The organism is Terrabacter sp. R4-6, assembly GCF_057529065.1.
The window spans coordinates 2,663,383-2,685,659 of the sequence record NZ_CP197224.1 but is presented as its reverse complement, the minus strand read 5'-3'; the positions used below and the strand labels follow the sequence as shown (position 1 = coordinate 2,685,659).

At 73.0% G+C, this 22,277-nt stretch carries 20 protein-coding genes; 7 read left to right on the top strand and 13 right to left on the bottom strand.

All coding sequences use genetic code 11. From position 1 onward, the window contains the following. Positions 1-130 precede the first annotated feature (130 nt). The 3 genes from ACSSS0_RS12565 to ACSSS0_RS12555 all read left to right on the top strand — a co-directional run bounded on the left by ACSSS0_RS12565 (position 131) and on the right by ACSSS0_RS12555 (position 3,980). Positions 131-1,366, top strand: coding sequence for a sensor histidine kinase (locus ACSSS0_RS12565; RefSeq protein WP_487228235.1), 1,236 nt, complete (start codon positions 131-133; stop codon positions 1,364-1,366). Further along, positions 1,363-2,073, top strand: coding sequence for a response regulator (locus tag ACSSS0_RS12560; protein ID WP_487228234.1), 711 nt, complete (start codon positions 1,363-1,365; stop codon positions 2,071-2,073). Before ACSSS0_RS12565 ends, ACSSS0_RS12560 begins: the two co-directional genes overlap by 4 nt. Before the next feature lie 248 nt (positions 2,074-2,321). Next, entirely contained in the window at positions 2,322-3,980 is a 1,659-nt protein-coding gene (locus ACSSS0_RS12555; RefSeq protein ID WP_487228233.1) for an ABC-F family ATP-binding cassette domain-containing protein, read from the top strand. A 10-nt stretch (positions 3,981-3,990) separates the two neighbouring features. Here ACSSS0_RS12555 and ACSSS0_RS12550 read toward each other — a convergent pair whose 3' ends face one another. Both ACSSS0_RS12550 and ACSSS0_RS12545 read right to left on the bottom strand, forming a co-directional pair. Continuing rightward, positions 3,991-4,254, bottom strand: coding sequence for a GlsB/YeaQ/YmgE family stress response membrane protein (locus ACSSS0_RS12550; RefSeq protein WP_487228232.1), 264 nt, complete (start codon positions 4,252-4,254; stop codon positions 3,991-3,993). 28 nt (positions 4,255-4,282) lie between these two features. After that, the gene (locus ACSSS0_RS12545) at positions 4,283-5,353 is read right to left on the bottom strand and encodes a YihY/virulence factor BrkB family protein (protein WP_487228231.1); all 1,071 of its coding nucleotides are present in this window, start codon (positions 5,351-5,353) and stop codon (positions 4,283-4,285) included. 99 nt (positions 5,354-5,452) lie between these two features. Here ACSSS0_RS12545 and zwf point away from each other — a divergent pair, with 99 nt between their 5' ends. Then, a complete protein-coding gene (zwf, locus tag ACSSS0_RS12540) occupies positions 5,453-6,886 on the top strand; it encodes a glucose-6-phosphate dehydrogenase (protein ID WP_487228230.1) in 1,434 nt (477 codons plus the stop codon). A 63-nt stretch (positions 6,887-6,949) separates the two neighbouring features. Here the strand turns inward: zwf and ACSSS0_RS12535 are convergent, their stop codons facing one another. The 3 genes from ACSSS0_RS12535 to ACSSS0_RS12525 form a co-directional block, all read right to left on the bottom strand. Beyond that, a complete protein-coding gene (locus ACSSS0_RS12535) occupies positions 6,950-7,447 on the bottom strand; it encodes a hypothetical protein (protein WP_487228229.1) in 498 nt (165 codons plus the stop codon). 67 nt (positions 7,448-7,514) lie between these two features. Further along, positions 7,515-8,570, bottom strand: coding sequence for a Gfo/Idh/MocA family protein (locus ACSSS0_RS12530; RefSeq protein WP_487228228.1), 1,056 nt, complete (start codon positions 8,568-8,570; stop codon positions 7,515-7,517). Next, a complete protein-coding gene (locus tag ACSSS0_RS12525) occupies positions 8,567-9,115 on the bottom strand; it encodes a DinB family protein (protein ID WP_487228227.1) in 549 nt (182 codons plus the stop codon). The genes ACSSS0_RS12530 and ACSSS0_RS12525 overlap by 4 nt, the downstream gene beginning before the upstream one ends. 81 nt (positions 9,116-9,196) lie before the next feature. On the opposite strand from ACSSS0_RS12525, the gene ACSSS0_RS12520 reads away from it, so the two are divergent. Then, positions 9,197-10,303 (top strand): diacylglycerol/lipid kinase family protein, encoded by a 1,107-nt coding sequence (locus ACSSS0_RS12520; RefSeq protein ID WP_487228226.1) that lies wholly within the window; start codon positions 9,197-9,199, stop codon positions 10,301-10,303. A 17-nt stretch (positions 10,304-10,320) separates the two neighbouring features. Here the strand turns inward: ACSSS0_RS12520 and efeB are convergent, their stop codons facing one another. The 3 genes from efeB to efeU are packed head-to-tail and all read right to left on the bottom strand — an operon-like array spanning position 10,321 to position 13,795. Next, a complete protein-coding gene (efeB, locus tag ACSSS0_RS12515) occupies positions 10,321-11,679 on the bottom strand; it encodes an iron uptake transporter deferrochelatase/peroxidase subunit (RefSeq protein WP_487228225.1) in 1,359 nt (452 codons plus the stop codon). Further along, positions 11,676-12,860 (bottom strand): iron uptake system protein EfeO, encoded by a 1,185-nt coding sequence (gene efeO / locus ACSSS0_RS12510; RefSeq protein WP_487228224.1) that lies wholly within the window; start codon positions 12,858-12,860, stop codon positions 11,676-11,678. Before efeO ends, efeB begins: the two co-directional genes overlap by 4 nt. A 53-nt stretch (positions 12,861-12,913) precedes the next feature. Continuing rightward, on the bottom strand, positions 12,914-13,795 hold the full coding sequence (gene efeU / locus ACSSS0_RS12505; protein WP_435987609.1) for an iron uptake transporter permease EfeU: 882 nt from the start codon (positions 13,793-13,795) through the stop codon (positions 12,914-12,916). Between the two features lie 113 nt (positions 13,796-13,908). Here efeU and ACSSS0_RS12500 point away from each other — a divergent pair, with 113 nt between their 5' ends. Next, positions 13,909-14,598, top strand: a complete 690-nt coding sequence (locus tag ACSSS0_RS12500) for a DUF2461 domain-containing protein (protein WP_487228223.1) — start codon at positions 13,909-13,911, stop codon at positions 14,596-14,598. An 11-nt stretch (positions 14,599-14,609) separates the two neighbouring features. On the opposite strand, the gene ACSSS0_RS12495 is transcribed toward ACSSS0_RS12500, so the two are convergent. Beyond that, positions 14,610-15,473 (bottom strand): methyltransferase domain-containing protein, encoded by an 864-nt coding sequence (locus ACSSS0_RS12495; protein WP_487228222.1) that lies wholly within the window; start codon positions 15,471-15,473, stop codon positions 14,610-14,612. An 80-nt stretch (positions 15,474-15,553) separates the two neighbouring features. Here ACSSS0_RS12495 and ACSSS0_RS12490 point away from each other — a divergent pair, with 80 nt between their 5' ends. Beyond that, positions 15,554-16,735 (top strand): flavin-containing monooxygenase, encoded by a 1,182-nt coding sequence (locus tag ACSSS0_RS12490; protein ID WP_487228221.1) that lies wholly within the window; start codon positions 15,554-15,556, stop codon positions 16,733-16,735. 124 nt (positions 16,736-16,859) lie between these two features. Here the strand turns inward: ACSSS0_RS12490 and ACSSS0_RS12485 are convergent, their stop codons facing one another. The 4 genes from ACSSS0_RS12485 to ACSSS0_RS12470 form a co-directional block, all read right to left on the bottom strand. Further along, a complete protein-coding gene (locus tag ACSSS0_RS12485) occupies positions 16,860-19,484 on the bottom strand; it encodes a CHAT domain-containing protein (RefSeq protein ID WP_487228220.1) in 2,625 nt (874 codons plus the stop codon). Between the two features lie 107 nt (positions 19,485-19,591). Then, complete coding sequence (locus ACSSS0_RS12480) at positions 19,592-20,089, bottom strand: peptidase associated/transthyretin-like domain-containing protein (RefSeq protein WP_487228219.1); 498 nt, start codon at positions 20,087-20,089, stop codon at positions 19,592-19,594. Position 20,090: 1 nt separating this feature from the next. Then, complete coding sequence (locus tag ACSSS0_RS12475) at positions 20,091-20,672, bottom strand: RNA polymerase sigma factor (protein WP_056774801.1); 582 nt, start codon at positions 20,670-20,672, stop codon at positions 20,091-20,093. Further along, positions 20,669-22,243: a S8/S53 family peptidase gene (locus tag ACSSS0_RS12470; RefSeq protein ID WP_487228218.1), complete on the bottom strand. Its 1,575-nt coding sequence runs from the start codon at positions 22,241-22,243 to the stop codon at positions 20,669-20,671. Before ACSSS0_RS12470 ends, ACSSS0_RS12475 begins: the two co-directional genes overlap by 4 nt. Positions 22,244-22,277 lie beyond the last annotated feature (34 nt).

The following is a 22,277-nucleotide window of genomic DNA, read 5'->3' as shown; positions in this document are numbered from 1 at the left end:
CCCCTACCTAGGTCGTAGCCGACCCTGACCGGAGTCAGGGTCCGTGCTCAGGGTCGGAGGTCCGGGGGGGCCGTCGGGACGAGACCTTGGTCGGATGCCGTGACGCCGGGTCCGCGCCTACGCTGGCCGGGTGCCGCTGCCCCGGATCGCCCGCACCCGACGCGGCCACGTGTGGGGCGAGACGTGGCGGCTCGGGATCGCGTTCCTCTTCGGGCTCGCGATCTGGGGCGCCGTGCAGGCGCAGCTCGACCACCGCCACGTCGAGCCGACGTTCGGCAAGGACTGGCTCCTCGTCGACGTCGCGATCGGGCTCGGCGCGACGGCCCTGTTGCTGTGGCGCCGCCGCTGGCCGCTCGCCGTCGCCGTCGCGACGGCTGCCCTGTCCGGGATCTCCTCCGTCGCCGTCGGCCCGTCGGTCGTGGCCCTCGTGTCCCTCTCGACGCGGCGGCGGTGGCGCGAGATCGCCGTCGTCCTCGTGCCGTGGATGGTGGCCGGGTGGGGTCACTCGATGATCTACCCGACCGAGGACGAGGTCGTCACGCTGCCGAACGTCATCATCGGGCTGCTCAGCTATGCCGTCAGCGTCGCCATCGGCTGGGCCGTCGGCGAGCGCCGGGCGTTCGTCGCCTCGCTCCACGAGCGGGCATTGACGGCCGAGCGCGAGCAGGCGATGCGCGTCGTCCAGGCGCAGGTGGCCGAGCGGGCCCGCATCGCGCGCGAGATGCACGACGTCCTCGCACACCGGATCTCCCTGGTGGCCATGCACTCCGGTGCCCTCGCCTACCGCACCGACCTCACGCCCGAGCAGGTCTCCGAGACGGCGGAGGTCGTCCGCGAGAGCGCCAACCAGGCCCTGACCGAGCTGCGGGCCGTGCTCGGGGTGCTGCGCGACGTGCCGGGCTCCGGCGCCCCCGCCGACGGCTCGCCCCAGCCGCCGCAGCCGACGCTCGCCGACCTCGACGCGCTCGTCGCCGAGGCCCGGTCGGGCGGCACGACGGTCCGGCTCGACCGGTCGGGCGACCTCGACGACGTGCCCGAGCAGGTGTCGCGGGGCGCCTACCGGATCGTGCAGGAGGGCCTGACGAACGCCCGCAAGCACGCCCCGGGCGCAGCCGTCCGGGTCACGGTGGCGACGGCTCCCGAGGGGGGGCTCGACGACGAGGCGGTGCGGGTGACGGTGCGCAACACGGTCCCGCGCGGGCGCAGCGACCCGGCTGACGGCATACGCCCGGACGTCACGGTCGGATCCGGGCTTGGACTGCTCGGGCTCACGGAGCGCGCCGTCCTCGCCGGCGGCGAGCTGACCTACGGCCCCGACCGGGCCGGCGACTTCGTCCTCGCCGCCCGGCTACCGTGGTCGCGATGAGCGGGTACCAGGGGCGTACGCGTGTCGTGATCGTCGACGACGACGCGCTCGTGCGCGCCGGGCTGAGGATGATCCTCGGCGGCGCGCCGGACCTCGACGTCGTCGCGGAGGCGGGTGACGGGATCGACGGCGAGCGGGCCGTCGACGAGCACCGGCCCGACGTCGTCCTCATGGACATCCGGATGCCGCGCCGCGACGGGCTCGAGACGACGAGATCGCTGCTGTCCGAGGGGGCCCGGGCCGTCCGGGGTGCGCGCGGTGACGACCTCAAGGTCATCGTCCTGACGACGTTCGACGCCGACGACATGGTCGTGCAGGCGCTGCGGGCCGGCGCGCACGGCTTCCTGCTCAAGGACACCGAGCCGCGGCGTCTCGTCGAGGCGGTGCGCCTCGTCGCCGCCGGGGAGCCGATCCTGTCGCCGAGCGTCACGGCCACGCTCATGGCCCACGTCGCGACGGGCGGAGGCGGCTCCGACGCGGGTGACCGCCGCCGCGCGGACGCCGAGGCCCGCCTGGGGACCCTCACCGACCGCGAGCGCGAGGTGGCCCTCGCCATCGGCCGCGGTCTGTCGAACGCCGACATCTCCCGCGAGCTCTACCTCTCGGTGCCGACCGTCAAGGCCCACGTGTCGCGCGTCCTCGACAAGCTCGGGGCCGACAACCGGGTCCAGATCGCCATCGTCGTGCACGACGCCGCCCTCTCCTGAGCCGCGCCACCACCACTCCGCCCGGGCGGACTTGTGTCGCGAGTCCACGCCCCACGGACCGCGACAACTCCGCCGGGGCGGGGTTCGGGTGGCCCGAGAACGGCGGAAAAGCGCTGGACGCGGGCTTGGGTCGCCGCATACCTTCTCTCCCGTGTGGATCTCCTGATGCCTCGAGCCCGCCCGCCGCTGACCGGTCGACGACCGACTGACGTCACCCGCGGGGCCCTGCTGACCATCCAGGACCTCTCATGTCTACGACCCTCACCATCTCCGGACTCGACGTCGCCTTCGGGGCGCGCACCCTCTTCTCCGGTCTCGACCTGACCCTCGCCGACGGCGACGTGCTCGCCGTCGTCGGCCCCAACGGGTCGGGCAAGTCGACGCTCATGCGCACCGTCGTCGGCGAGCTGCCCGTCGAGGCCGGCACGATCCGCCTCGCCCCGCGCGACGCGACGGTCGGCTGGCTCCCGCAGGTCGTCCCCGACCCGTCGGAGACCCTCCTGACGTATGCGCGTCGCCGCACCGGCGTCGCGGCCGCCGACATCGAGCTCGAGGCCGCGTCCGCCGCGATCGCCGCGGGTGACGACGGCAGCGAGGACCGCTATGCAGCGGCGCTCGAGCGCTGGCTCGCGCTCGGGGCCGCCGACCTCGACGAGCGGCTGCCCGAGGTGGCCGCGCGCGTGGGGCTCGACGTCGCGTCGGACCGCCCGCTCGGCACGCTGTCCGGCGGGCAGGCAGCCCGTGCCTGCCTCGTCGCCGTGCTGCTCAGCCAGTACGACGTGCTGCTCCTCGACGAGCCGACGAACGACCTCGACGCCCGCGGGCTCACCCTGATGGCCGACTTCGTCGCCGCGCACGAGGGCCCGATCCTCGTCGCCAGCCACGACCGCACCTTCCTCGACGCGGTGGCCACGGGGGTCGTCGAGCTCGACGTCAAGCAGCAGCGCATCGGCCACTACTCCGGCGGCTGGAGCAGCTTCGTCGCGCAGCGCGAGCTCGCGCGCGCCCACGCGTGGGAGGCGTACGAGGGGTATGCCGCCGAGCGGGACTCGCTGCTCGCGCAGTCCCGGCAGCGGCACGACTGGGCCGACCGGGGACGACGCAACGTCGCGCTCGGCAAGGAGCCCGACAAGCACATCCGCGAGAAGCACAAGGCCCGGGCCGACCGCCAGGCGGCTAAGGGCGGCCGGCTCGAACGGGCCGCCGACCGCCTCGATGCGGTGGAGCAGCCGCGCAAGGAGTGGCAGCTGCGCTACGCCATCACCGAGGGCCGGCCCTCCGCCGACGTCGTGGCCACCCTGTCCGACGCCGTCGTCGAGCGGCACGGCTTCCGGCTCGGCCCGGTGAGCCTCGTCGTCGGCCGCGGCGACCGCATCGCGCTCGTCGGCGACAACGGCTCGGGCAAGACGACGCTCCTCGGCGCCCTGCTCGGTGACCTGCCGCTCGCGTCCGGCCGCCAGAGCCTCGGGACGCGCGTGGCCGTCGGTGTCATCGACCAGCGCCGACAGCTGCTCGACGACGACGCGTCGGTGCTCGACGTCGTGCGACGCGAGCTCGGGACCCACCCGAGGTCGGGGAGCGAGTGGCCGATCGCCGAGGTGCGGACCCTCCTCGCGAAGTTCGGGCTCGGGTCCGAGCACGTGTCACGTCCGGCCAGGAGCCTGTCGATGGGCGAGCGGACGCGGGCCCTCATGGCGCTCTTCCAGGGCCGCGAGGTCAACGTCCTCGTGCTCGACGAGCCGACGAACCACCTCGACGTCGACGCGATCGAGCAGCTCGAGGCCGCCGTGGCGGCCTTCGGGGGGACGGTGCTCGTCGTCAGCCACGACGAGAGCCTGCTCGACGGCATACGCCTGACCCACCGCTGGGGCGTGAAGCGAGGGCGGGTCCGGGTGGAGGCCCTCTGAGCGCGCCGGGTCAGCGGGTGACGCTGCGGGTGCGGCTCCAGCGCCACACGGCCGTCACGATGACGGCGCCGACGATCGAGCCGATGATGCCGCTCGGGCGCAGCGCGAGGCCGTCGCCCGCGATGAGGCTCGAGAGGAGGCCGCCGACGAACGAGCCGACGAGGCCCGCGACGATGGCCATCGTCCAGTCGATGCTCTTGCCCTCGCGGCCCAGGATGAGCTGGGCGGCGGCGCCGACGAGCATGCCGAAGAGGATCATGCCGATGATGAGCATGGCCCGAGCATAGGCCCGCCGAGCCGGCTCAGGGGCGGTTGTCGCCCGAGTCCTCCTCGGAGGGAGCCCCGGCCGGGTCGGACGTCACACGCACGGACGGTGCCGCGGCCTGCTCGAACTGCTCGACCCGCTCGATGAACAGCATCAGCGACGCGTCGAAGTCCGGGTCGAACGTCGGGTCACGGTGGCGCAGCCACACCCGGTTGAGGACGGCGCAGCCCACGATGAGGTGGCCAGCGACGAGGAGCCACACGAGGACGGCGCCGGCGACACCGAGAGAGCCGTAAAGAGCCGAGGAGTGCTCGATCTTGGCCGGCAGGTAGACGCGGCTGACGACGTGCAGCGTGGCGAGACCCACTCCGAACAACAGTCCACCGGGCAGGAGGTCCGTCCACGACCGACGCCGGTCGGGCAGGTGCAGGGTGATGAGCACCCAGCCTGCGCCGGAGATCGCCGCCTGGCTGACGAACGACAGAAGGATGCCGCCCGGCAGGAGGTTGTCCAGTCTCACGACGAGCGCCGCACCGAGGAAGATGCCCAGCCACGCCGCACCGAAGACCAACGTCGCGCGGATCAGCTCGCGCTGCGTGCGATGGGGCACTTGGGCGTCCCACACGTGAGCGTTGACGATGACGAGGTTGCGCATGAGGGTTCGCGTCGTCCACAGCGACAGGACGAGACCGACGAGGACGGCCACCCACCACGAGCGGGTGGACTCCTCGAGGGCCGCCGTGATCTGTTGGCGCATGGTGCTCGTCACCCCCGTGACGGCGACCGCGTCGTCGGCCGCACCGGGGATCGCGCGGCTGAGTCCCGCCACCAGACCGGACACGAGCAGCGCGAGCGGGAGCAGCCACAGGAAGGTCCGGAACGCGACGGCACTGGCGAGCAGCATGCCCTGGCGGGCGACGTAGAGCGCCGCCATCTCCAGCGGCACCTTGGCCGCGGGGATGCGGCGAGACAGGTCCATGTACTTGCGGGCGTACCGGGTGGCGGTGTCCTCGCCGCGCAGCCGCAGACGCGCCAGACGCCCCGAAGCGGGCTCCGCCGCTCCCCTGTCAGCCGGCAGGTCTGCGTCGTGCCCGGCCCCGTGTGCCATGGCTGAGGTTCCCACGGCTGACGTCTCCGTGGTGGTTCTTCGCGCGTTCGGACCGGACCGTACCTCCCACTGGCGCCCGATCTGCGCCACGCTGGAGCCATGCCAGCCACCACGGTCGTCCTCTTCGGCGCCACCGGAGACCTCGCCAGGCGCAAGCTGCTCCCGGGCATGCTGCACCTGCACGAGTCCCAGCTCCTCGAGGGCCTGCGCGTCGTCGCGACCTCGCTCGACGAGCTGACCCGCGACGAGTTCCTCGACCTCGTGCTCGCATCGGTGCGCGAGCACAGCAGTCACAACGTGAGCGACGAAGACCTGCGCGAGTTCGCCGAGCGGATCCACTGGGTGCCGGGCAGCGCTGGGCCGCAAGGGATCCGGGCCGCCGTCGACGAGTCGGAGGCGGTCCTCGGTGCTGACGCCAGGCGGTTGCACTACCTGTCGGTGCCGCCGAAAGCGGCCCTCGCCGTCGTGCACCAGCTGGCCGAGGCCGGTCTCGTCGAGCGCAGCCGGATCATCATGGAGAAGCCCTTCGGCACCGACCTCGAGAGCGCCCGCAAGCTCAACGCCGAGCTCCACGAGGTCTTCGACGAGGAGCAGATCTTCCGCATCGACCACTTCCTCGGCAAGGAGGCGGCCCAGAACATCCTCGCCTTCCGCTTCGCCAACGGGCTCTTCGAGCCGATCTGGCACCGCAACCACATCGACCACATCCAGATCGACGTGCCCGAGACACTCGGCCTCGCGCAGCGTGCCGATTTCTACGAGAGCACCGGCGCCTACCGCGACATGGTCGTCACACACCTCTTCCAGGTGCTCGCCTTCACCGCGATGGAGCCGCCCACCGCGCTCGAGCCGCACGCCATCAGCGAGGAGAAGAACAAGGTCTTCCGCTCGATGACGCCGATCGAGCCGCACGACGTCGTGCGCGGTCAGTACGTCGGCTACCGCGACCTGGAGGGCGTGGCCCACGACAGCCAGACCGAGACGTTCGTCGCCCTCAAGTGCTTCATCGACAACTGGCGCTGGGCGGGCATCCCCTTCTACCTGCGCACCGGCAAGCGCCTGGCCCAAGGCGCGCGCATCATCTCGATCGCCTTCAAGGAGCCGCCGCGGTCGATGTTCCCGCCCGGCTCCGGTGTCGGCGACAACGGGCCCGACCACCTGACCTTTGACCTCGCCGACCGCTCGCGGATGTCACTCTCCTTCTACGGCAAGCGTCCTGGCCCGGGCATGAAGCTCGACAAGCTGTCGATGCAGTTCTCCATGGGCGAAACCGACTGGGCCGGAGCGGTGCTCGAGGCCTACGAGCGACTGATCTACGACGCCGCCCGCGGCGACCGCACGCTCTTCACATCGGCTGACGGCATCGAGCGCCTCTGGGAGATCAGCCAGCCGCTGCTCGACAACCCGCCCATCGTGCGCCCCTACGACCCCGGCACGTGGGGGCCCAACCAGATCCATCAGCTCGTCGCACCGTTCACGTGGCGCCTGCCCTTCGAACGCGGCTGGCGAGATCCCAACATCAGCGGGGCCTGAGCCGGGGCTCCGGGACACGCGAGCGCGACACCCGATGGCGTATGCCGTCGGGCCCGTCCGGACCTAGCGGGCGTCCTTCTTGGCCTGTCGGCGGGCGCCCTGCGACTGCGAGGACGCGTCACGCTTGAGGCCGCCCGTCGTCTTCGTCGCACGCCGCCTGCCCGACGGCACCGACGCGGCGCCGCTCGACGAGGCCGCCGAGCCGGGACCGGTGCCGGTCTTGACCTCACGGGCCGCGGCGAGGCGCTCGGCCTTGAGGTCGGCGGCCGCGGCGCGGGCGACGACGCCGAGCCGCGCACTGACCCGTGCCAGCGCCAGCTCGAAGACCTCGGCCCGGTCGGCGTTGAGGCGGTTGGCGGGTCGGGCCGCGCCGCGGGCTCCCTTGGCCGCGACCCGTGCGCTCGCCTGGCGCCGGTAGAGGCCGACGTGCTTGGTGCGGGCCCGGCGCACTCGCTGGTGCAGCTCGATGAGCTCGTCCTCGGACAGCTCGGCGAGGCGGGCGGGCTCGGTCTCGCGGACGAGGTCTGCCTGGGCTGCCGTGAGCGATGTCGTCGTCGTCATGACACTCGATCCTCGTCGGGCCGACCTCGACGGGCATCACCTGTTGGGGGTGATGCCCGCCCCCACCTCACTCGCCGGGGTAGACGACCCCGACCTGACGGCGTACGGCATCCATCGTCTCCATGACGCGCAGCGTCGTGGAGTGCGGCAGGAGGGGCGACTCGGTCTCGCCGGCGACGAGGCAGCGGGCGAACTCGGCCGCCTCGTAGGAGAAGCCGCGCACGTCCTCGGTCAGGCCACCGGGCCGCTCGTCGATCAGCTCGTTGTCGGGCCCCACGAGCCGGATCGTCGAGCCCGGACCGTAGAAGGCGCCGGACAGCTCGAGGCGTGCCTGGGTGCCGGCGACGACGGCCGAGACCGGCGTGACGGCGGCCATCGTGCACGAGAGCACGCCGTGCGCTCCCCCGGCGCCGGTGACGGTGATCGTCGTCGTCGCGTCGACGCCGAGGTCGGTCAGCGTGCCGGTGGCCGCGACGGCCGTCGGCGCGCCGAGCACGAGGTCGGCGAACGACACGGGGTAGACGCCGAGGTCGAGCAGGCCACCGCCGGCGAGCTCGGGCTGCGACAGGCGAGCCGGCCCACCCGGGTAGAGGCGCTGGCCGTGGTCGGCGAAGACGGTGACGATCTCGCCGATGAGTCCGGTCTCGACGACGTGCCGCACGACGTCGTAGTGCGGCAGGAAGCGGCTCCACATGGCCTCGACGACGAGCAGGTCCTGCTCGGCGGCGGCGTCGAGCACCTCGCGGGCCTCGGCCGCGCTGCGGGTGAAGGCCTTCTCGACGAGCACCGGCTTGCCGGCCCGGATGGCGAGCAGCGCGTGGTCGCGGTGCTCGGAGTGCGGCGACGCGACGTAGATCGCGTCGACCTCCGGGTCGGCGACGAGCTCCTCGTAGGAGCCGTAGGCCCGCGGGACCGAGAACTCGTCGGCGAAGTCCTGCGCCCGCTCGCGGCTGCGCGAGCCGACGGCGACGACCGACGACGACGTCCCGACCGCCACGGCGTCGGCGAAGGCGTGCGCGATGCCGCCGGGGGCGAGGACGCCCCACCGGATGGCGGGCGCGTCGTGCGGGTCGGGCGTGCGCGGCTCGGGCAGCTGGAGGGGCACGTCGATGGGCAGGGTCATGCGTTCACATCCCAGAGGTGGTGGCGTATGTCGTGGGTGAAGTAGAGCGCGAGGGTGCGGGCCGTGAACTCCGAGCCGTTGCTCCGCAGGGCCGGCCACTCCCATTGCGTACCCGCCGGGAGGGCGTATGCCGTCGCCGCGGCCTCGAACGCCGCCGTGACCTCGTGTGCCACGACGTCGGGGTCGGACCGCCAGTACTGCTGCTCGACGGCGGTCTCGTCCTGGTCCCAGTTGGCGAAGCGGACGACCTCGCCGCCTCCCGCGAGGATCTGCTCGAGCCGACCCCGCATGACGTCGCAGACGTCGCGGACGTGGCAGGCGTACTCGAGCGTCGACCAGACGCCCTCGGCCGGACGGGTGCGCGCGTCCTCGCGACCCAGCGCCGCGGCATACCGCTGCCCGGCGTCACGGAGCAGGTCCGGCACGTCGGTGGGCTCGACGGCCGCGGCGTCGAAGCCGCAGTCGGGGCACGGACGGGTCAGGACCCACGTCCAGTCCGCGTCGTCGGGTGTCGACGGCCCGGGGTCGGTGGGGGGCTCGCTCATGGCGCCCAGCCTAGGGCCGCGGCGCCCGCCGGTGAGCGGCAGTTCGGGGACAGCACCGTGCGGGGGATACCGTATGTCTTCGTGCTCAAGGACTACCTGCCGTGGATCGTCGCCGGCCTCGTCGTGCTGGCGCTCGTCATCGGAGGTCTCGTCCTGACCCGCGTCGCGCCCGAGGCGACCGCGACCCTGCGCCGACGCCCGCGCCCGCCGCGCGACCACTTCCGCAGCGGCGACGAGGCCCCGGCTCCGCTCAAGCGGGCCGGGATCGTCATCAACCCGACGAAGTTCACCGACCTTCCCGCCGTGCGCGAGCGGATCACGGCCACCTGCCTCGCCAACGGCTGGGGCGAGCCGCTCTACTACGAGACGACCGTCGAGGACCCCGGTCAGGGACAGGCCGCGCAGGCCGTCCGCGACGGGGCCGACATCGTGTGCACGCTCGGCGGCGACGGCACCGTGCGCAACGTCGCGACCGCCCTCGTCGGCACCGAGACGGCGCTCGGCATCCTCCCGGCCGGCACCGGCAACCTGCTCGCGCGCAACCTCGACCTGCCCGTCGCGCTCGAGGCGGCCGTGGCCGTCGCGCTGACGGGTCGCAACCGGCGCATCGACGTCGGCGAGCTCGTCCTGGGGGCGACGTCCTCGGGCGACGACGCGGACGCGGACGAGCCGGCCGGACCCGAGATGCTCTACTTCCTCGTCATGAGCGGCGTCGGCATGGACGCGCAGATCATGGCCGGCACCAACGAGAACCTCAAGGCCAAGGTCGGTTGGCCCGCCTACATGGTCTCGGGCCTCAAGCACCTGATCTCGCCCGAGTTCCGCATCGCCGTCAAGGTCGACGACGAGCTCGAGTTCCGCCGCCGCGCAAGGATGGTCGTCATCGGCAACTGCGGGCGCCTGCTCGGCGGTCTCGTGCTCATGCCGAACGCCCGTGTCGACGACGGGCAGCTCGACGCCGTCATCGCGTCACCGCGTGGTGTCGTCGGCTGGGTGCCGGTGGCGACGCGCGTCGCGACCCGCCAGCGCAAGGGTCACCCGACCCTGGACCACAAGGCGTGCAAGGAGATCCGCGTGCGCACCGACCGGCCCGTGCCGGTCCAGATCGACGGCGACGTCATCGGTGAGGCCACCGAGGTGAGCGCGACCGTGCGCCCCGGCTGCCTGACGGTCCGCGTCAGCCAGTAGCGCTCCGAGGGTCCGCGTCAGGCGAACAGCGCCTGGCCCCAGTGCTCCCCGTCCTTGACGCCGGGCGGGCAGGCGAAGACGGCCGAGCCGTTGTGCTCGATGTACTCGTTGAGCACGTCGGCCTTGGCGAGCGCCCGCTGCATCGGCACGAACTGCTTGCCCGGGTCGCGCATGTAGGCGAGGAAGAAGAGACCCGCGTCGAGGTGACCGACGCCGTCGGAGCCGTCGGTGAAGTTGTAGCCGCGCCGCAGGATGCGGACGCCGCCGAGCTGGCTCTCGTGGGCGAGGCGCACGTGGGCGTTGACGGGGATCGCGGGCTGGCCGTCCGGCCCCTTCTTCGCGAAGTCAAGCGTGTCGAACTCCTTGGCCTGGCCGAGCGGAGCCCCCTCCTTCTTGTCCCGGCCGATGATGTCCTCCTGCTCCTGCAGGCTCGTCCGGTCCCAGACCTCGATGTGCATCCGGATGCGGCGCGCGACGAGGTAGGAGCCGCCGGCCATCCACGCGCCACCGCCGGTCTCGTCGTCGGGCGCGACCCACACGTGCTGCGCCAGGCCCTCGGGCTCCTCGGCCTTGACGTTGTTGGTCCCGTCCTTGAAGCCGAACATGTTGCGCGGTGTGGCCTGCGCGGTCGACGTCGACGACGTGCGGCCGAAGCCGAGCTGCGACCAGCGCACGGCCACGACCCCGAAGCCGAGCCGCACGAGGTTGCGCACGGCGTGGACCGCGACCTGCGGGTCGTTGGCGCAGGCCTGGATGCAGAGGTCGCCGCCGGTGCGGCGCGGGTCGAGCTGGTCGCCGGTGAAGGCCGGGAGGTCCTGCAGCGCGGCCGGGCGCTTCGACGCGAGGCCGAACCGGTCGTCGAAGAGGGACGGGCCGTAGCCGATCGTGATCGTGAGCCCGGACGCCGGGAGGCCGTATGCCTCGCCGGTGTCCTCGGGTGCCCGGTTCGGACCGCCACCGACGAGGCCGCCGGGAGCCGCCTCGGCGCCGGCGGTCATCCGCTCGGCCGCGCGGGTCCAGTCCTTGAGGAGCTGGCGCAGCTGGGCGGGGTCCTTCGTCACGACGTCGAGCGCGACGAAGTGGAGGCGGTCCTGGGCCGGCGTGACGATGCCGGCCTGGTGCTCACCGCGGAACGGGATGGGCGCGTCGAGCGCGAGCGCAGGCGCTGCGGTGGACGTCGGGGCACCTGCCGCGGCGGCATCGTCACCGCGTGACACGGCATACACCGTCCCGGCGCCGGCGACCACGCCGGCGACCGCGGCCGTCCCGGAGACGCCGAGGAGCCGGCGGCGGCTCACGCCACCATCGGCCTCGGCCCCGGGGACCGTCGCGTCGGCGCGCTCGGGGACGCCGGCCTCCTCGGGGAAGGGGCTCACTTGGCCTCCACGACCCCGGGGACCTTCGACACCTGCTCGGAGAGCGCGTCGAGCGAGACGGTCAGCTCCTTGATGTCGGCGTCGGTCAGCGCGGTGTAGCTCTTGTAGTCGGCGCCCGTCTTGTGCTTCGCGAGCAGGCTCGAGAGCTCGGTGAAGTCGGCGTCGAGTGCCTTCTGCAGGGCGGGGTCGCGCTCGGCGATGACGGGGCGCAGCACGGCGAGGGCCTGGCGCGAGCCCTCGAGGTTGCCGTCGAAGTCCCAGAGGTCGGTGTGCGAGTAGCGCTCCTCCTCTCCCGTGATCTTGCCGGTCGCGACCTCGTCGAGCAGGGCCTTGGCACCGTTGGCGATCGACAGGGCGGTGGGCTCGACGGTCTTGCTCCTGGCGGCGATCTCGGTGACGTCGGCGAGCAGCTGGTCGGCGATGGCGCCCGAGTCCTTCTGGAGGCCGTCCTTCCAGAGGTCCTTCTCGAGACGGTGGTAGCCGGTGAACGCCATGCCGTCGGCGATGACGTCCTCGCGTCCGTCGATCTTCGGGTCGAGGTCGCCGAAGCTCTCGGCGACCGGCTCGATGGCCTCCCACGGGTGGCGGGCCTGGGCGTAGAGCGACTTGGCCTTCGCGACGTCGCCGGCCTTGACGGCGGCGACGAATCCCTGGGTGCCGGTGACGAACTCGTCGGCCTCGGAGGCGACGAACGCCTTGTAGTCGCTGATCGCCTTGGCGACCTTGGCGTCGGCGCTGCCCTTGACGGCGGTGCCGGTCACGGTGAACGCGCCGCGGATGCCGTCGCCGACCATCCCGGGCTTGCACGAGGTCGTGAACGTGCCGGGCTCGGTGATCTCGACCTTGAGCTCGCGGCTCAGGCCGGGCGTGATGTTCTCGACCTCGGAGACGATGCGGTCACCCTCGGCGTAGAGGTAGAACTCGTTGACCTTGCTCCCCGAGTTCGTGACCTGGAAGGTCACCGTGCCGGCCTTGGCGGTCGTGGCGCTCAGCGTGCACGCCGTGTCGGTGGCGCTGACGGTGATCGGTCCCCCGGCTCCCCCGGCCGCCGTGGAGCCCGCCGTCGCGGCCGGCTTGTCGGTGCAGCCGGTCAGGGCGAGGGCTGCGGCGAGCGACAGCGCGACGGGCACGGCGGTGCGCACGGCAGGGCGCAGGGCAGGGCGCAGGGCAGGGCGGGGCATGGTGGTTCTCCTGGAGGGCTTCGGGGTGAGTGCGGAGGGGCCGGCCGGGACGTTCAGGCGGCGACGGTGGGACGCGCGTCGCTCGTCGGGGTCACGGCAGGGGCCTGCTGCGTCGGGCGGGCCGGGGAGGCGGGGCGGGCAGGGCGCAGGAACAGGGTCAGGACGATGCCGACGTAGAGCACCCAGGCGATGGCCTGGAGCACGGTCGTCGCGGGGGTGAAGTTGAAGATGCCCTTGAGCAGGGTGGCGTACCAGCTGCCCGGGTCGACGGTGGCGCTGACGTCGAAGGCGAGGGTCGTCAGGCCGGGCAGGAAGCCGGCCTCCTGGAGGTCGTGGATGCCGTAGGCGAGGATGCCGCCCGCGACGAGGACGAGCAGGATGCCGGTGTAGCGGAAGAACTTCGCGAGGTTGATCGTGACCGCGCCCCGGTAGAGGAGCCAGCCGAGCACGACGGCGCCGCCGAGACCGATGACCCAGCCGATGAGGGGCTGGTTGTTGCCCTGGCCGGCGGCCTCGGTCGTGGCGTAGAAGAAGATCGCCGTCTCGAGGCCCTCGCGCCCGACGCCGAGGAAGGCGACGAGGGCGATCGCGAACGGGCCCATGTCGAGGGCCCGGTCGAGCTTGCCCTTGAGCTCGCCCGAGATGGTGCGAGAAGCGGACTTCATCCAGAAGACCATGAAGGTCACGAAGACGACCGCGATGATCGAGGCGCTGCCGCCGATGAGCTCCTGGGCCTCGAAGGTCAGCTGCTTCGTGCCGTAGGTGAGCAGGGCGCCGAGGGCGACCGACAGGGCGACGGCGACGCCGACCCCCGTCCACACGTGGCGCAGGGCCCAGCGGCGATCGGTCTTGACAAGGAAGGCCACGAGGATGACGACCACGAGGGCAGCCTCGAGTCCTTCTCGTAGTCCGATGAGCGCGTTGCTCGCGAGCACGGGTGCCTTCTCTCAGGTTGTTCTCAGCAATTACGCCACGGCGACGTGACGGAATTCAGGAAAGCACAGGTAAGCCTTGCCTAACAACCCGGTCCCGGTGTCAGAGTCGCCACATGAGCACGCGTGAGCGCCCCGACGACGGCTCCCCGTCCGCCTTCGACGGCTTCCCGCCCGGCGCCCTGTCCTTCTACGCCGAGCTCGAGGACGTGAACTCCCGGGACTGGTGGCTCGCGCACAAGGACGCCTACGAGCGGGACGTGCGCGAGCCGATGCTCGCGCTGCTCGACGGTCTCGAGGACGAGTTCGGCCCGGCCAAGCTCTTCCGGCCCAACCGCGACGTCCGCTTCAGCGCCGACAAGTCGCCCTACAAGACCCACCAGGGCGCGCTCGTCGGCTCCGGCACGGTCCTGGGCTACTACGTCCAGGTCAGCGCCGACGGCCTGCGGGCGGGTGGCGGCTTCCGGGCCGTGAGCCCGGCGCAGACCGCGCGCTTCCGGTCGGCCGTCGACGCGCCCTCGAGCGGCCTCGAGCTGGAGACCGTCCTAAGGGCGTTGCGCAGCGCGGGCTTCGAGCTGATGGGCGACCAGGTCAAGACGACCCCGCGGGGGTATGCCGCCGACCACCCACGCATCGCGACGTTGCGCCACAAGGAGCTGATGGTCTCCCGCGACTTCGGCGCCCCCGCGTGGCTGTCGACGAGGCGGACGCTGGTCGAGGTGAGGGACACGTGGCGGGCCGTGCGGCCGCTGACCGCCTGGCTGGAGGAGCACGTCGGCGCCGAGGAGCCCGCGTCCCGGCGGTGAGCGCCCGGCCGTCAGTCGGGCTTGCGGCCGATGACCCCGAACATCGTCACGGAGAAGAACGCCGTGCCGGCACGGGCGGCGGCCATCACGTCGCTGAGGAGCCGGTCGGCCTCCTCGCGGGTCAGGGCCCCCTCCTGCACGGCGGCGTCGGCGTTGCGGTGGACCACGCCGCTGCCGAGCAGGGCACGCGGTGGCATGACGAGCGCGGCCGAGCCGATGTCGTGGTCGACGAGCAGACCGGCGGCCCGGAGCTGGTTGGGCAGGTGTCGCGCCGCGAAGGGGTTGGGCATGCGTCGCCAGTTGGCCTCGGTGTAGCGCCGCACGAGGTCAGGGTCGCCGGGGTGGCTGATGACGGTGCCCCAGTCGCTGTCGAGGACGGCGACGCGTCCCCCGGGCGACAGCACCCGGGCGAGCTCGTGGGCGGCGCCCTGCGGGTCGGCGAGGTGCTGGAAGACGCGCTCGCAGCGCAGCACGTGCACGGCCCCGTCGGCGAAGGGCAGGTCGCCGGCGTCACCGTCGATGAACGTCGCGGCGGACCCGAGCAGGGCCGCTCGTCGTGACGCCTCCTCGCGCAGGCCGGGGTTGGGCTCGACGCCGACCGCGCGCCCGTTGGGGGCGACCGCTTCGGCGAGACGACGCAGCTCCGTGCCGAGACCCGCGCCGACGTCGACGACGGACTCCCCCGGCCGGGGCGCGAGGGCCTCGAACGCCCAGGCCCGCAGCCGCCGGACGGCCGGCTGCTGCTCCTGTGCGTCGAGGAGGGCGACGAGGGTGGCGACGCGAGCCGCGCCGCCCTCACCGATCCGCTCCCGGGTGAACATGTTCGGGGCCGCTCCCTGCTCCTCGGGAGGAGTCGGGCCCGACTGAGGGGTCACGGCTCCAGCATGCTGCCCACCGCTCGGATCGGTGCGGGGTTTGCCGAGAACTGTCGAGGGTGGGCGGCTACGTTTGCCCGGTGACCCAGCGCAGCGTCCCGGTCGACGCGTACATCATCGGTGCCGGCCCCGGCGGGCTGGCGACGGCCGCCGCCCTCAAGGCCCGCGGCCTGCACGGCGTCGTCCTCGAGCGGAGCACCGGTGTCGGCACGTCGTGGCGCAGCCACTACGACCGGCTGCACCTGCACACCCCGCGCGAGCTCTCCGGCCTCCCGGGCTTCCCGATCCCCAAGGAGATGGGCCGCTGGGTCGCGCGCGACGACGTCGTGCGCTACCTCGAGCTGTATGCCGCCCACCACCATCTCAATGTGCGCCTCGGCACCGAGGTGCGCCGGGTCGACCGCTCCGCGGACGGTGAGTCGTGGACCCTGACGCTCGCCGACGGGACGACGCTCACGGCCCCGTACGCCGTCGTGGCCACGGGCTTCAACCACACGCCGCGCGAGCCGGACGTGCCCGGCCTGCAGGGCTGCTCGGGCGAGGTCGTGCTGGCTCGGGACTATCGCAACGGGTCGGCGTACGCCGGCAAGGACGTCCTCGTCGTCGGCACGGGCAACACCGGTACCGAGCTGGCCGTCGACCTCGTCGAGCACGGTGCCGCGCGCGTACGCCTGGCCGTGCGCACCGTGCCGCACATCCTGCGCCGCAACACCGGGCCGTATGCCGCGCAGTACACCGGCATCGCCGTGCGGCGGCTGCCCACGGCCTTCGTCGACAAGGTGGCGCCGATCGTCGGACGCCTGCAGACCCCCGACCTGTCGGCGCAGGGCCTCCCTCGACCCGACACCGGCCTGCTGACCCGGGTCGAGCGCGACAACGCGATCCCCGTGCAGGACGTCGGGATCATCGACGCGATCCGGTCCGGAGCCGTCGAGCCGGTGGCCGCGCTGCGCGAGTTCGACGGCGACGGCGTCGTGCTTGCCGACGGCTCACGCCTGACGCCTGACGTCGTCGTGCTCGCGACCGGCTACAGCCAGGGGCTCGAGCCCCTCATCGGGCATCTCGGGGTGCTCGACGAGAAGGGACGCCCGGTCGAGCGGGGCGGCCGGACCGCGCGCGGCGCGAAGGGCCTGTGGTTCACCGGCTACACGAACCCGATCTCCGGCATGCTCCGCGAGCTGTCGATCGACGCGCGCAAGATCGCCCTCGCCATGGCGCTACGCAAGCGCCGCGAGATCAAGGCCCGCCGCAAGGCCGCCTGACCCACCACAGACCCGCCACAGACCCGCCACGGACCCGACCGAACGCCGCGTTCGGTCTCGAACTCACTGTTAGAGCGCTGAGTTCGCGATCGAACCCTGCGTTCGGTTCGGGATGGGGGCGTGCTCAGGGACGGTGCTGGCCGCCGAGGTTGAGGAAGGCGGCGGCGACGTCGTCGGTCTCGGCGACCGCGCGGGCCAGGGCCTCGTCGCTCGGGAGGCCCGAGGCGAGCAGCTCGTGGTGACGCGTCATCGTCGTGGCGGCGACGTCGTCGGGCACGGGTGACACGGCCGCGACGACCGACCGCGCGCCGAGCGAGAGCAGCGACAGGGCGAGGCCCAGGGACTCGTGGCCGGGTCGGGGCGAGGTGAGCCCGACCTCGCACGCCGACAGCACGACGTGGTCGGCCCGCACACCGGTGGGCTGCAGCTCGTGGGCGAAGACGGGACCGTCGTGGAGCACGAGCGAGGAGAAGAGCGGCGACTCCACCTGGTGGGTGCCGTGCGCGGCGACGTGGACGACACCCGGGCGGGCGAGCGCCCCGACGAGCTCGGCCCGTCGCGACGGCTCGGCGAGGTGGGCGACCTCGCCCCACGTGCCGACGATCGTGCGACCCTCACCCGATGCGCGCGGCACCGACGGGCCGACGCTGACGTGGACCGGGGCCGGGCGGGGAGCCTCGTCACGGGAGGACGCCCGGCGGGTGAAAGACGTCAGGGACAGGGCCACCGTGAACGGACGACCGGTCATCGACGGCAGGAGGGCCCACGGGAGGGCCGACAGCTCGGGGCACGTGACGACGACGAGCCCGCGGTCGGTGCGCCACGGCCGCAGCAGTCTCTCGTCGAGCTCGGTGGCGCTCGCACGCAGCGACGACCAGACGGCGCCGGACAGCGGGCCGAGGTGGTGCGTGGCCGCGGCCCGCAGGTCGACGCGGATGCGTTGCGCGAGCTCTGCGGCACGGTCGGCCGGCATGAGGTCACGCATCGTCGCGCGACCGCCGACGACCCCGACCCCACCGATGCGGCCGCGGTGACGGAAGAACCACACGAGGTCGCGGTCGACCCGGGTCAGGTGCTCACGGGCCTCGCGGACCCGCACGGGCACGGCACGCGAGGCTCCGCCGCTGCGGCTCAGGGCCCAGTCCCGGTCGCGGATCTGCCGCTCGAGGCGCGAGGCGTGGTCGTGCAGCTCGCGCGCCTGCTCCGGATCAGCCTCCCCACGCAGGTGACCTCGGACTGCGCGCAGCTGCTCGGTGAGCTGGGCGAGCTGCTCGTCGTCGGGCCGCCCGAGCGAGGGCAGCCGGTCGGTGGCACTGCGCCACCGCTCGAGGGCCTCGAGCACCGCGCCGCTCCCCCGAGGCACGGCGAGCTCGAGGTCGAGCTCGGACAGCCGGGCGCCGTGGACGGCGCGGGCGGTACGCAGGTCGAGGCTGGCGCTGCCCTCCTGACCGGCCGCGAGGCGACGGGAGGCCCGCGCGAGGATGCGTCGGGCCGGCGTCAGGTCGCCCGTCGCGACGAGCGTCATGGCGGTGACGACGGCGGCATCGAGCTCGTCGGAGAGGGAGCCCGTGGAGACCCGCTCGAGGCTGAGCAGCCTCGTGTTGGCCCCTGCCGGGTCCCCGGCGAGCAGGAGTGCCTGCGCCGCGACGACGCGTGCGCTGTCGGCGAGCTCGGAGTCGCCGAGCTCGGTCGCCGTCTCGGTCAGCTCGTCCGCGGTCAGGGCTGCCGCTAGCGCCACCGTGGCGTCCCCGACGCCGACGAGGTGCCGCACCAGCTCGGTGTCCGGGCCCACAGCGTCGCGCCGTCCGTCGTCGCCGTGCTCGGTGCCCTCGCGGCGGCCCTCGCGTGGGCTCTCGCGTCGGCCCTCGCGCTCGCGGCCACGCCGCGTGCGCCGCTGCCGGTCGAGCTCGACGAGCAGCCCGACGAGCATCGCCTTGGCCGCCCACGCGGTCGCCCCGATGCGGGCGTACGTCTCCCGGGCCGACGTCGCGGCCGACGCCGCGAGGTCGAGGTGGCCGAGCAGCCGGTGGGCGCGCGCGAGGGCGAGCTCGAACTCGGCCCGCATCTGGTCGTGGCCGTCGCCCTCGAGGGCCTCGAGGCCACCGTGCAGCGCCTCGACGGCCTCCTTGACGAGCCCCGCCTCGAGCAGCACCTGGGCGCGGTCGAGGCGCGCCGGCCCCTTGAAGACGTCGGACTCGAGCTCCTCGGCGAGCGCCATGCCGGCGAGCGAGCGCGGGATGTCACCGAGGAGGTAGGCGGCGTACCCCTCGTTGTGACGGGCCATGAACTCCTGGGCCGCCCCGCCGAGGTCGTGCGCGAGGCGCGCCGCCTCGGCGAAGGACTCGAGCGCCTCCTGCGGCCGCAGCAGCTCGAAGGCGAGCATGCCGCGGCTCAGGTGCACCGAGCACTGCTCGCGCTCGGTGAAGGCGTCGAGGCTGCGCACCGCCCCCTCGAGCCCGTCCCACGCCGAGGCGAGGTCACCGACGCGGCCGTGGATGTTGGCGCGCTGGTAGTCGAGGCGAGCCCGCAGCGCGTCGTCGCCGAGCTCGTCGACGAGCGCCTCGGCCTCCGTGAGCCGGGCCAGGGCGGCCTCCACCCCGGACAGCATGAACTCCGTCAGGGCGAGCGTGATGAGCGTCTTGCAGCGCAGGTCGAGCCGGTCCCGCGAAGGGGCCGAGCCCGCGACGCGGTCGATCTCGTCGAGGGCCGCCGTCAGCGAGCGCGCCGCGTCGACCGGCCTGCCGGCCATGTTGTCCGCGGCACCCTGCTCGCGCAGCGTGCGTGCACTCTCGAGCAGATCGATGGCTCCCGCCCGGCCTCTCGCTCAGGGGCCGGCCACCACGTCAAGCCGGATCGTCAGATCTGGATCGTCGGGGTGATGACCGGTCGCATGTCCTCGTTGCCCGGGTCGGTGACGACGAAGTGCACCGGCCCATGGGGTAGATCATCCAGAACGAAGCGCCCGTTCGCATCCGAAATGACCGTCGAGCTGCCCTCGGTCGTCACGGCCTCGATCTGGGCGCCCGGCGTCGTGACCCACCCGTCGACGCGCACGCGGTCGTCGATGTCGTCGGAGTCCGCGGGTCCGGAGGAGACCATGAGGCTCACCGAGGCGGCCGTGAAGGTCACCGAGTCGGTCGGTGTCGGCTCGACCTTGGCGTCGGCGCCCCGCGTCGTCAGCAGGGCCGAGTCCATCAGCTCGGCGACCTCCGCGTGCAGCGCGTGGACGGTGATCGCGAACTTGACCCGCTCGGCGAGGTCGCTCGGGACGGGGTCGGCGTGTGCGAAGAGGTCACGCACGTGGCCCAGGTTGGCGATGTCGCGGGCATCGATGGCGTCAGTGTGAGATGTCATGTCAGACCGCCCATCCGGGGTCGGTGCCGAGGGTCGTCCTCAGCTTCTGGAGGCAGCGGCCACGGGTCGGGCCGATGCTGCCGACGGGCATCCCGAGCGACTCCGCGATGGCGGCGTAGTCGGGGCGGTCGGCGAACGCGATGACCCGGAGCAGCTCCTGGCACCGCGGGGAGAGGGTCGAGACGTGCTTCCACAGCACGCGCTGGCGCTCCGAGAGGATGGTCTGCGCCTCGGGGTCGAGCTGCTGCGCCGGGGCCTCCGGCACCTCCTCGACACCGAACTCGCGCCTGGCCCCGCGGGCCAGCCGCCACACCTCGCGCTTGACGACGACGACGAGCCAGCCGAGCACCGCAGCCGGCTCGTTGATCGAGTCGGCCCGGTCGACGAGCTGGAGGAACGCCGTCTGGATGGCGTCCTCGCACGTCGCCGGCGCACCGCCCTGGGACCGGGCGGCGTTCCACAGCACGGGGGTCACGAGGTCGACGAGCTCGGAGAGCCGCTCGCGCTCGCCCGCGCGGTAGGCGGCGAACGCCTTGCCCGCGAGGGTCCCGAGGCCGTCGGGGGCGGTGGGGGTCGGCGTCATGATCGCGCCCTTCCGATGCAGGTGCGCAGCGCACGGATGGCGCGCTTGCGCATGACGGGGGACGAGACGTCGGACAGGCCGCCCTCGTCGATGAGGGCCGCCGCGAGCTCTGCCGCGAAGACCGGGGTGGAGAAGGACGTGCCGCTCCAGACACCGAAGCCACCGGTGTAGTCGTCGGGGTCGACGGTGCAGCGCACCGTGCCGTCAGCCGAGACCTCCGACGACGGCTGGCCCATGCCGTTGGTGAGCGGCAGGGTGCTGACGACGGAGACACCGGACCGCACGGCGCTGACGACGGTGAGGTTGTTGGAGAAGAGCGCGACGGTCACCCCGTCGGGGTTGCTCGCGCCGACGCTCGCGAGCGGTGGGACCGACTTCGCGGTGACGCGCTGCGGTGGCGCCGCCGCGAGCGCCGCGGGCACGAACGGCGCGTCCGTGCCGTCGTTGCCGACACCGGCGACGACGAGGACGCCGTGCTCGGCGAACCGGTCGAGCAGGTCGGCGACGGGGCCGGAGGTGTAGCTGCGGTCCTCGGCGTAGTAGCCGAGGGAGAGCGAGAGGACGTCGACCACCTCGGACGCGTCGTCGTGCTCCTGCCCGTGGACATGCCGGTCGAGCAGGGCCTGGAGGACGTCGAGCATGACGCTCTCGTCGACGACGCCGTCGTCGCCCATGACGGGGATCGAGAGGATCGTCGCCTCCGGGCAGCCCTGGCGCACGAGGCCGGCGATGAACGTCGCGTGCCCCTGGAGCAGGCCGACGGGCTCGGTCGGGGCGGGCACGGAGATCGGTGGGTCGACCGGCTTCGGCGTCTTCACCGGCACGAGCCGGCCGTCCTTGAGCTCGAGCCGCACGACGCCCTCGCCGTCCTTGAACCACGGGTGCGCCGCGACCGCCGTGTCAGGCACGACCACGACGGGGTTGCGGTCGACCGGGCGGGCCCGGAGCCGCGGGTCGGGCAGGGCCAGGGCCACCGGCATACGACCGCCTCGTCCGGGCACGGAGTACTCCTGCAGCGCGGAACCGCCGACGCCACCCCAGTAACCACCGACGCCGCCCCAGTAGCCGCCCACGCCACCCCAGTAGCCCCCCACGCCGCCCCAGTAGCCGCCGACGCCACCCCAGTAGCCGTCGGCCGGACGCAGGACGTGCTCGAGGCTCAGCTGCTCGGCGATCGGCTCTCCGGCCTCGCGGAGGCGCTGGAGCACGCTCCACGCGTCGACGGGGTCGATCGAGCGGGTCGGCCGGAGCGTGATGCTCGTGCCCCAGCCGGGCTGGTCGAGGTCACGCGGGCCGCCGTCGGGTCGCGGTGTCACCCGGAAGTCGAGCTCGAGCTTGCCCAGCGCCGTGCGCAGGTCCTCGAGCCCTCGCGGCCGGTCCCCACCCGGCGCCGTGCGCACGAGGAGGCGGTCGGAGAGGTAGAGGGCGGGAAGCGGCGGGCGACCGTCGGTCAGGCGCATCGCCGTGGCCGGGTCGAGGGCGCGGACGGGCGGACGTTCGGGGCGGCGGGAGCCACCGGTCGCGTTCTCGCCGGTCGCTCCCTGTGGGGCGTCGGGACCCGACTCTGACATCGACTACCTCCTGCTGGACCATCGAGGGGCGGAT

Coding starts and splice junctions, on each gene's coding strand:
- ACSSS0_RS12560 (WP_487228234.1), top strand. CDS start 1,363: ATGAGCGGGTACCAGGGGCGTACGCGTGTCGTGATCGTCGACGACGAC.
- ACSSS0_RS12555 (WP_487228233.1), top strand. CDS start 2,322: ATGTCTACGACCCTCACCATCTCCGGACTCGACGTCGCCTTCGGGGCG.
- ACSSS0_RS12550 (WP_487228232.1), bottom strand. CDS start 4,254: ATGCTCATCATCGGCATGATCCTCTTCGGCATGCTCGTCGGCGCCGCC.
- ACSSS0_RS12545 (WP_487228231.1), bottom strand. CDS start 5,353: ATGGCACACGGGGCCGGGCACGACGCAGACCTGCCGGCTGACAGGGGA.
- zwf (WP_487228230.1), top strand. CDS start 5,453: ATGCCAGCCACCACGGTCGTCCTCTTCGGCGCCACCGGAGACCTCGCC.
- ACSSS0_RS12535 (WP_487228229.1), bottom strand. CDS start 7,447: ATGACGACGACGACATCGCTCACGGCAGCCCAGGCAGACCTCGTCCGC.
- ACSSS0_RS12530 (WP_487228228.1), bottom strand. CDS start 8,570: ATGACCCTGCCCATCGACGTGCCCCTCCAGCTGCCCGAGCCGCGCACG.
- ACSSS0_RS12525 (WP_487228227.1), bottom strand. CDS start 9,115: ATGAGCGAGCCCCCCACCGACCCCGGGCCGTCGACACCCGACGACGCG.
- efeO (WP_487228224.1), bottom strand. CDS start 12,860: ATGCCCCGCCCTGCCCTGCGCCCTGCCCTGCGCCCTGCCGTGCGCACC.
- ACSSS0_RS12500 (WP_487228223.1), top strand. CDS start 13,909: ATGAGCACGCGTGAGCGCCCCGACGACGGCTCCCCGTCCGCCTTCGAC.
- ACSSS0_RS12485 (WP_487228220.1), bottom strand. CDS start 19,484: ATGGCCGGCAGGCCGGTCGACGCGGCGCGCTCGCTGACGGCGGCCCTC.
- ACSSS0_RS12480 (WP_487228219.1), bottom strand. CDS start 20,089: ATGACATCTCACACTGACGCCATCGATGCCCGCGACATCGCCAACCTG.
- ACSSS0_RS12475 (WP_056774801.1), bottom strand. CDS start 20,672: ATGACGCCGACCCCCACCGCCCCCGACGGCCTCGGGACCCTCGCGGGC.
- ACSSS0_RS12470 (WP_487228218.1), bottom strand. CDS start 22,243: ATGTCAGAGTCGGGTCCCGACGCCCCACAGGGAGCGACCGGCGAGAAC.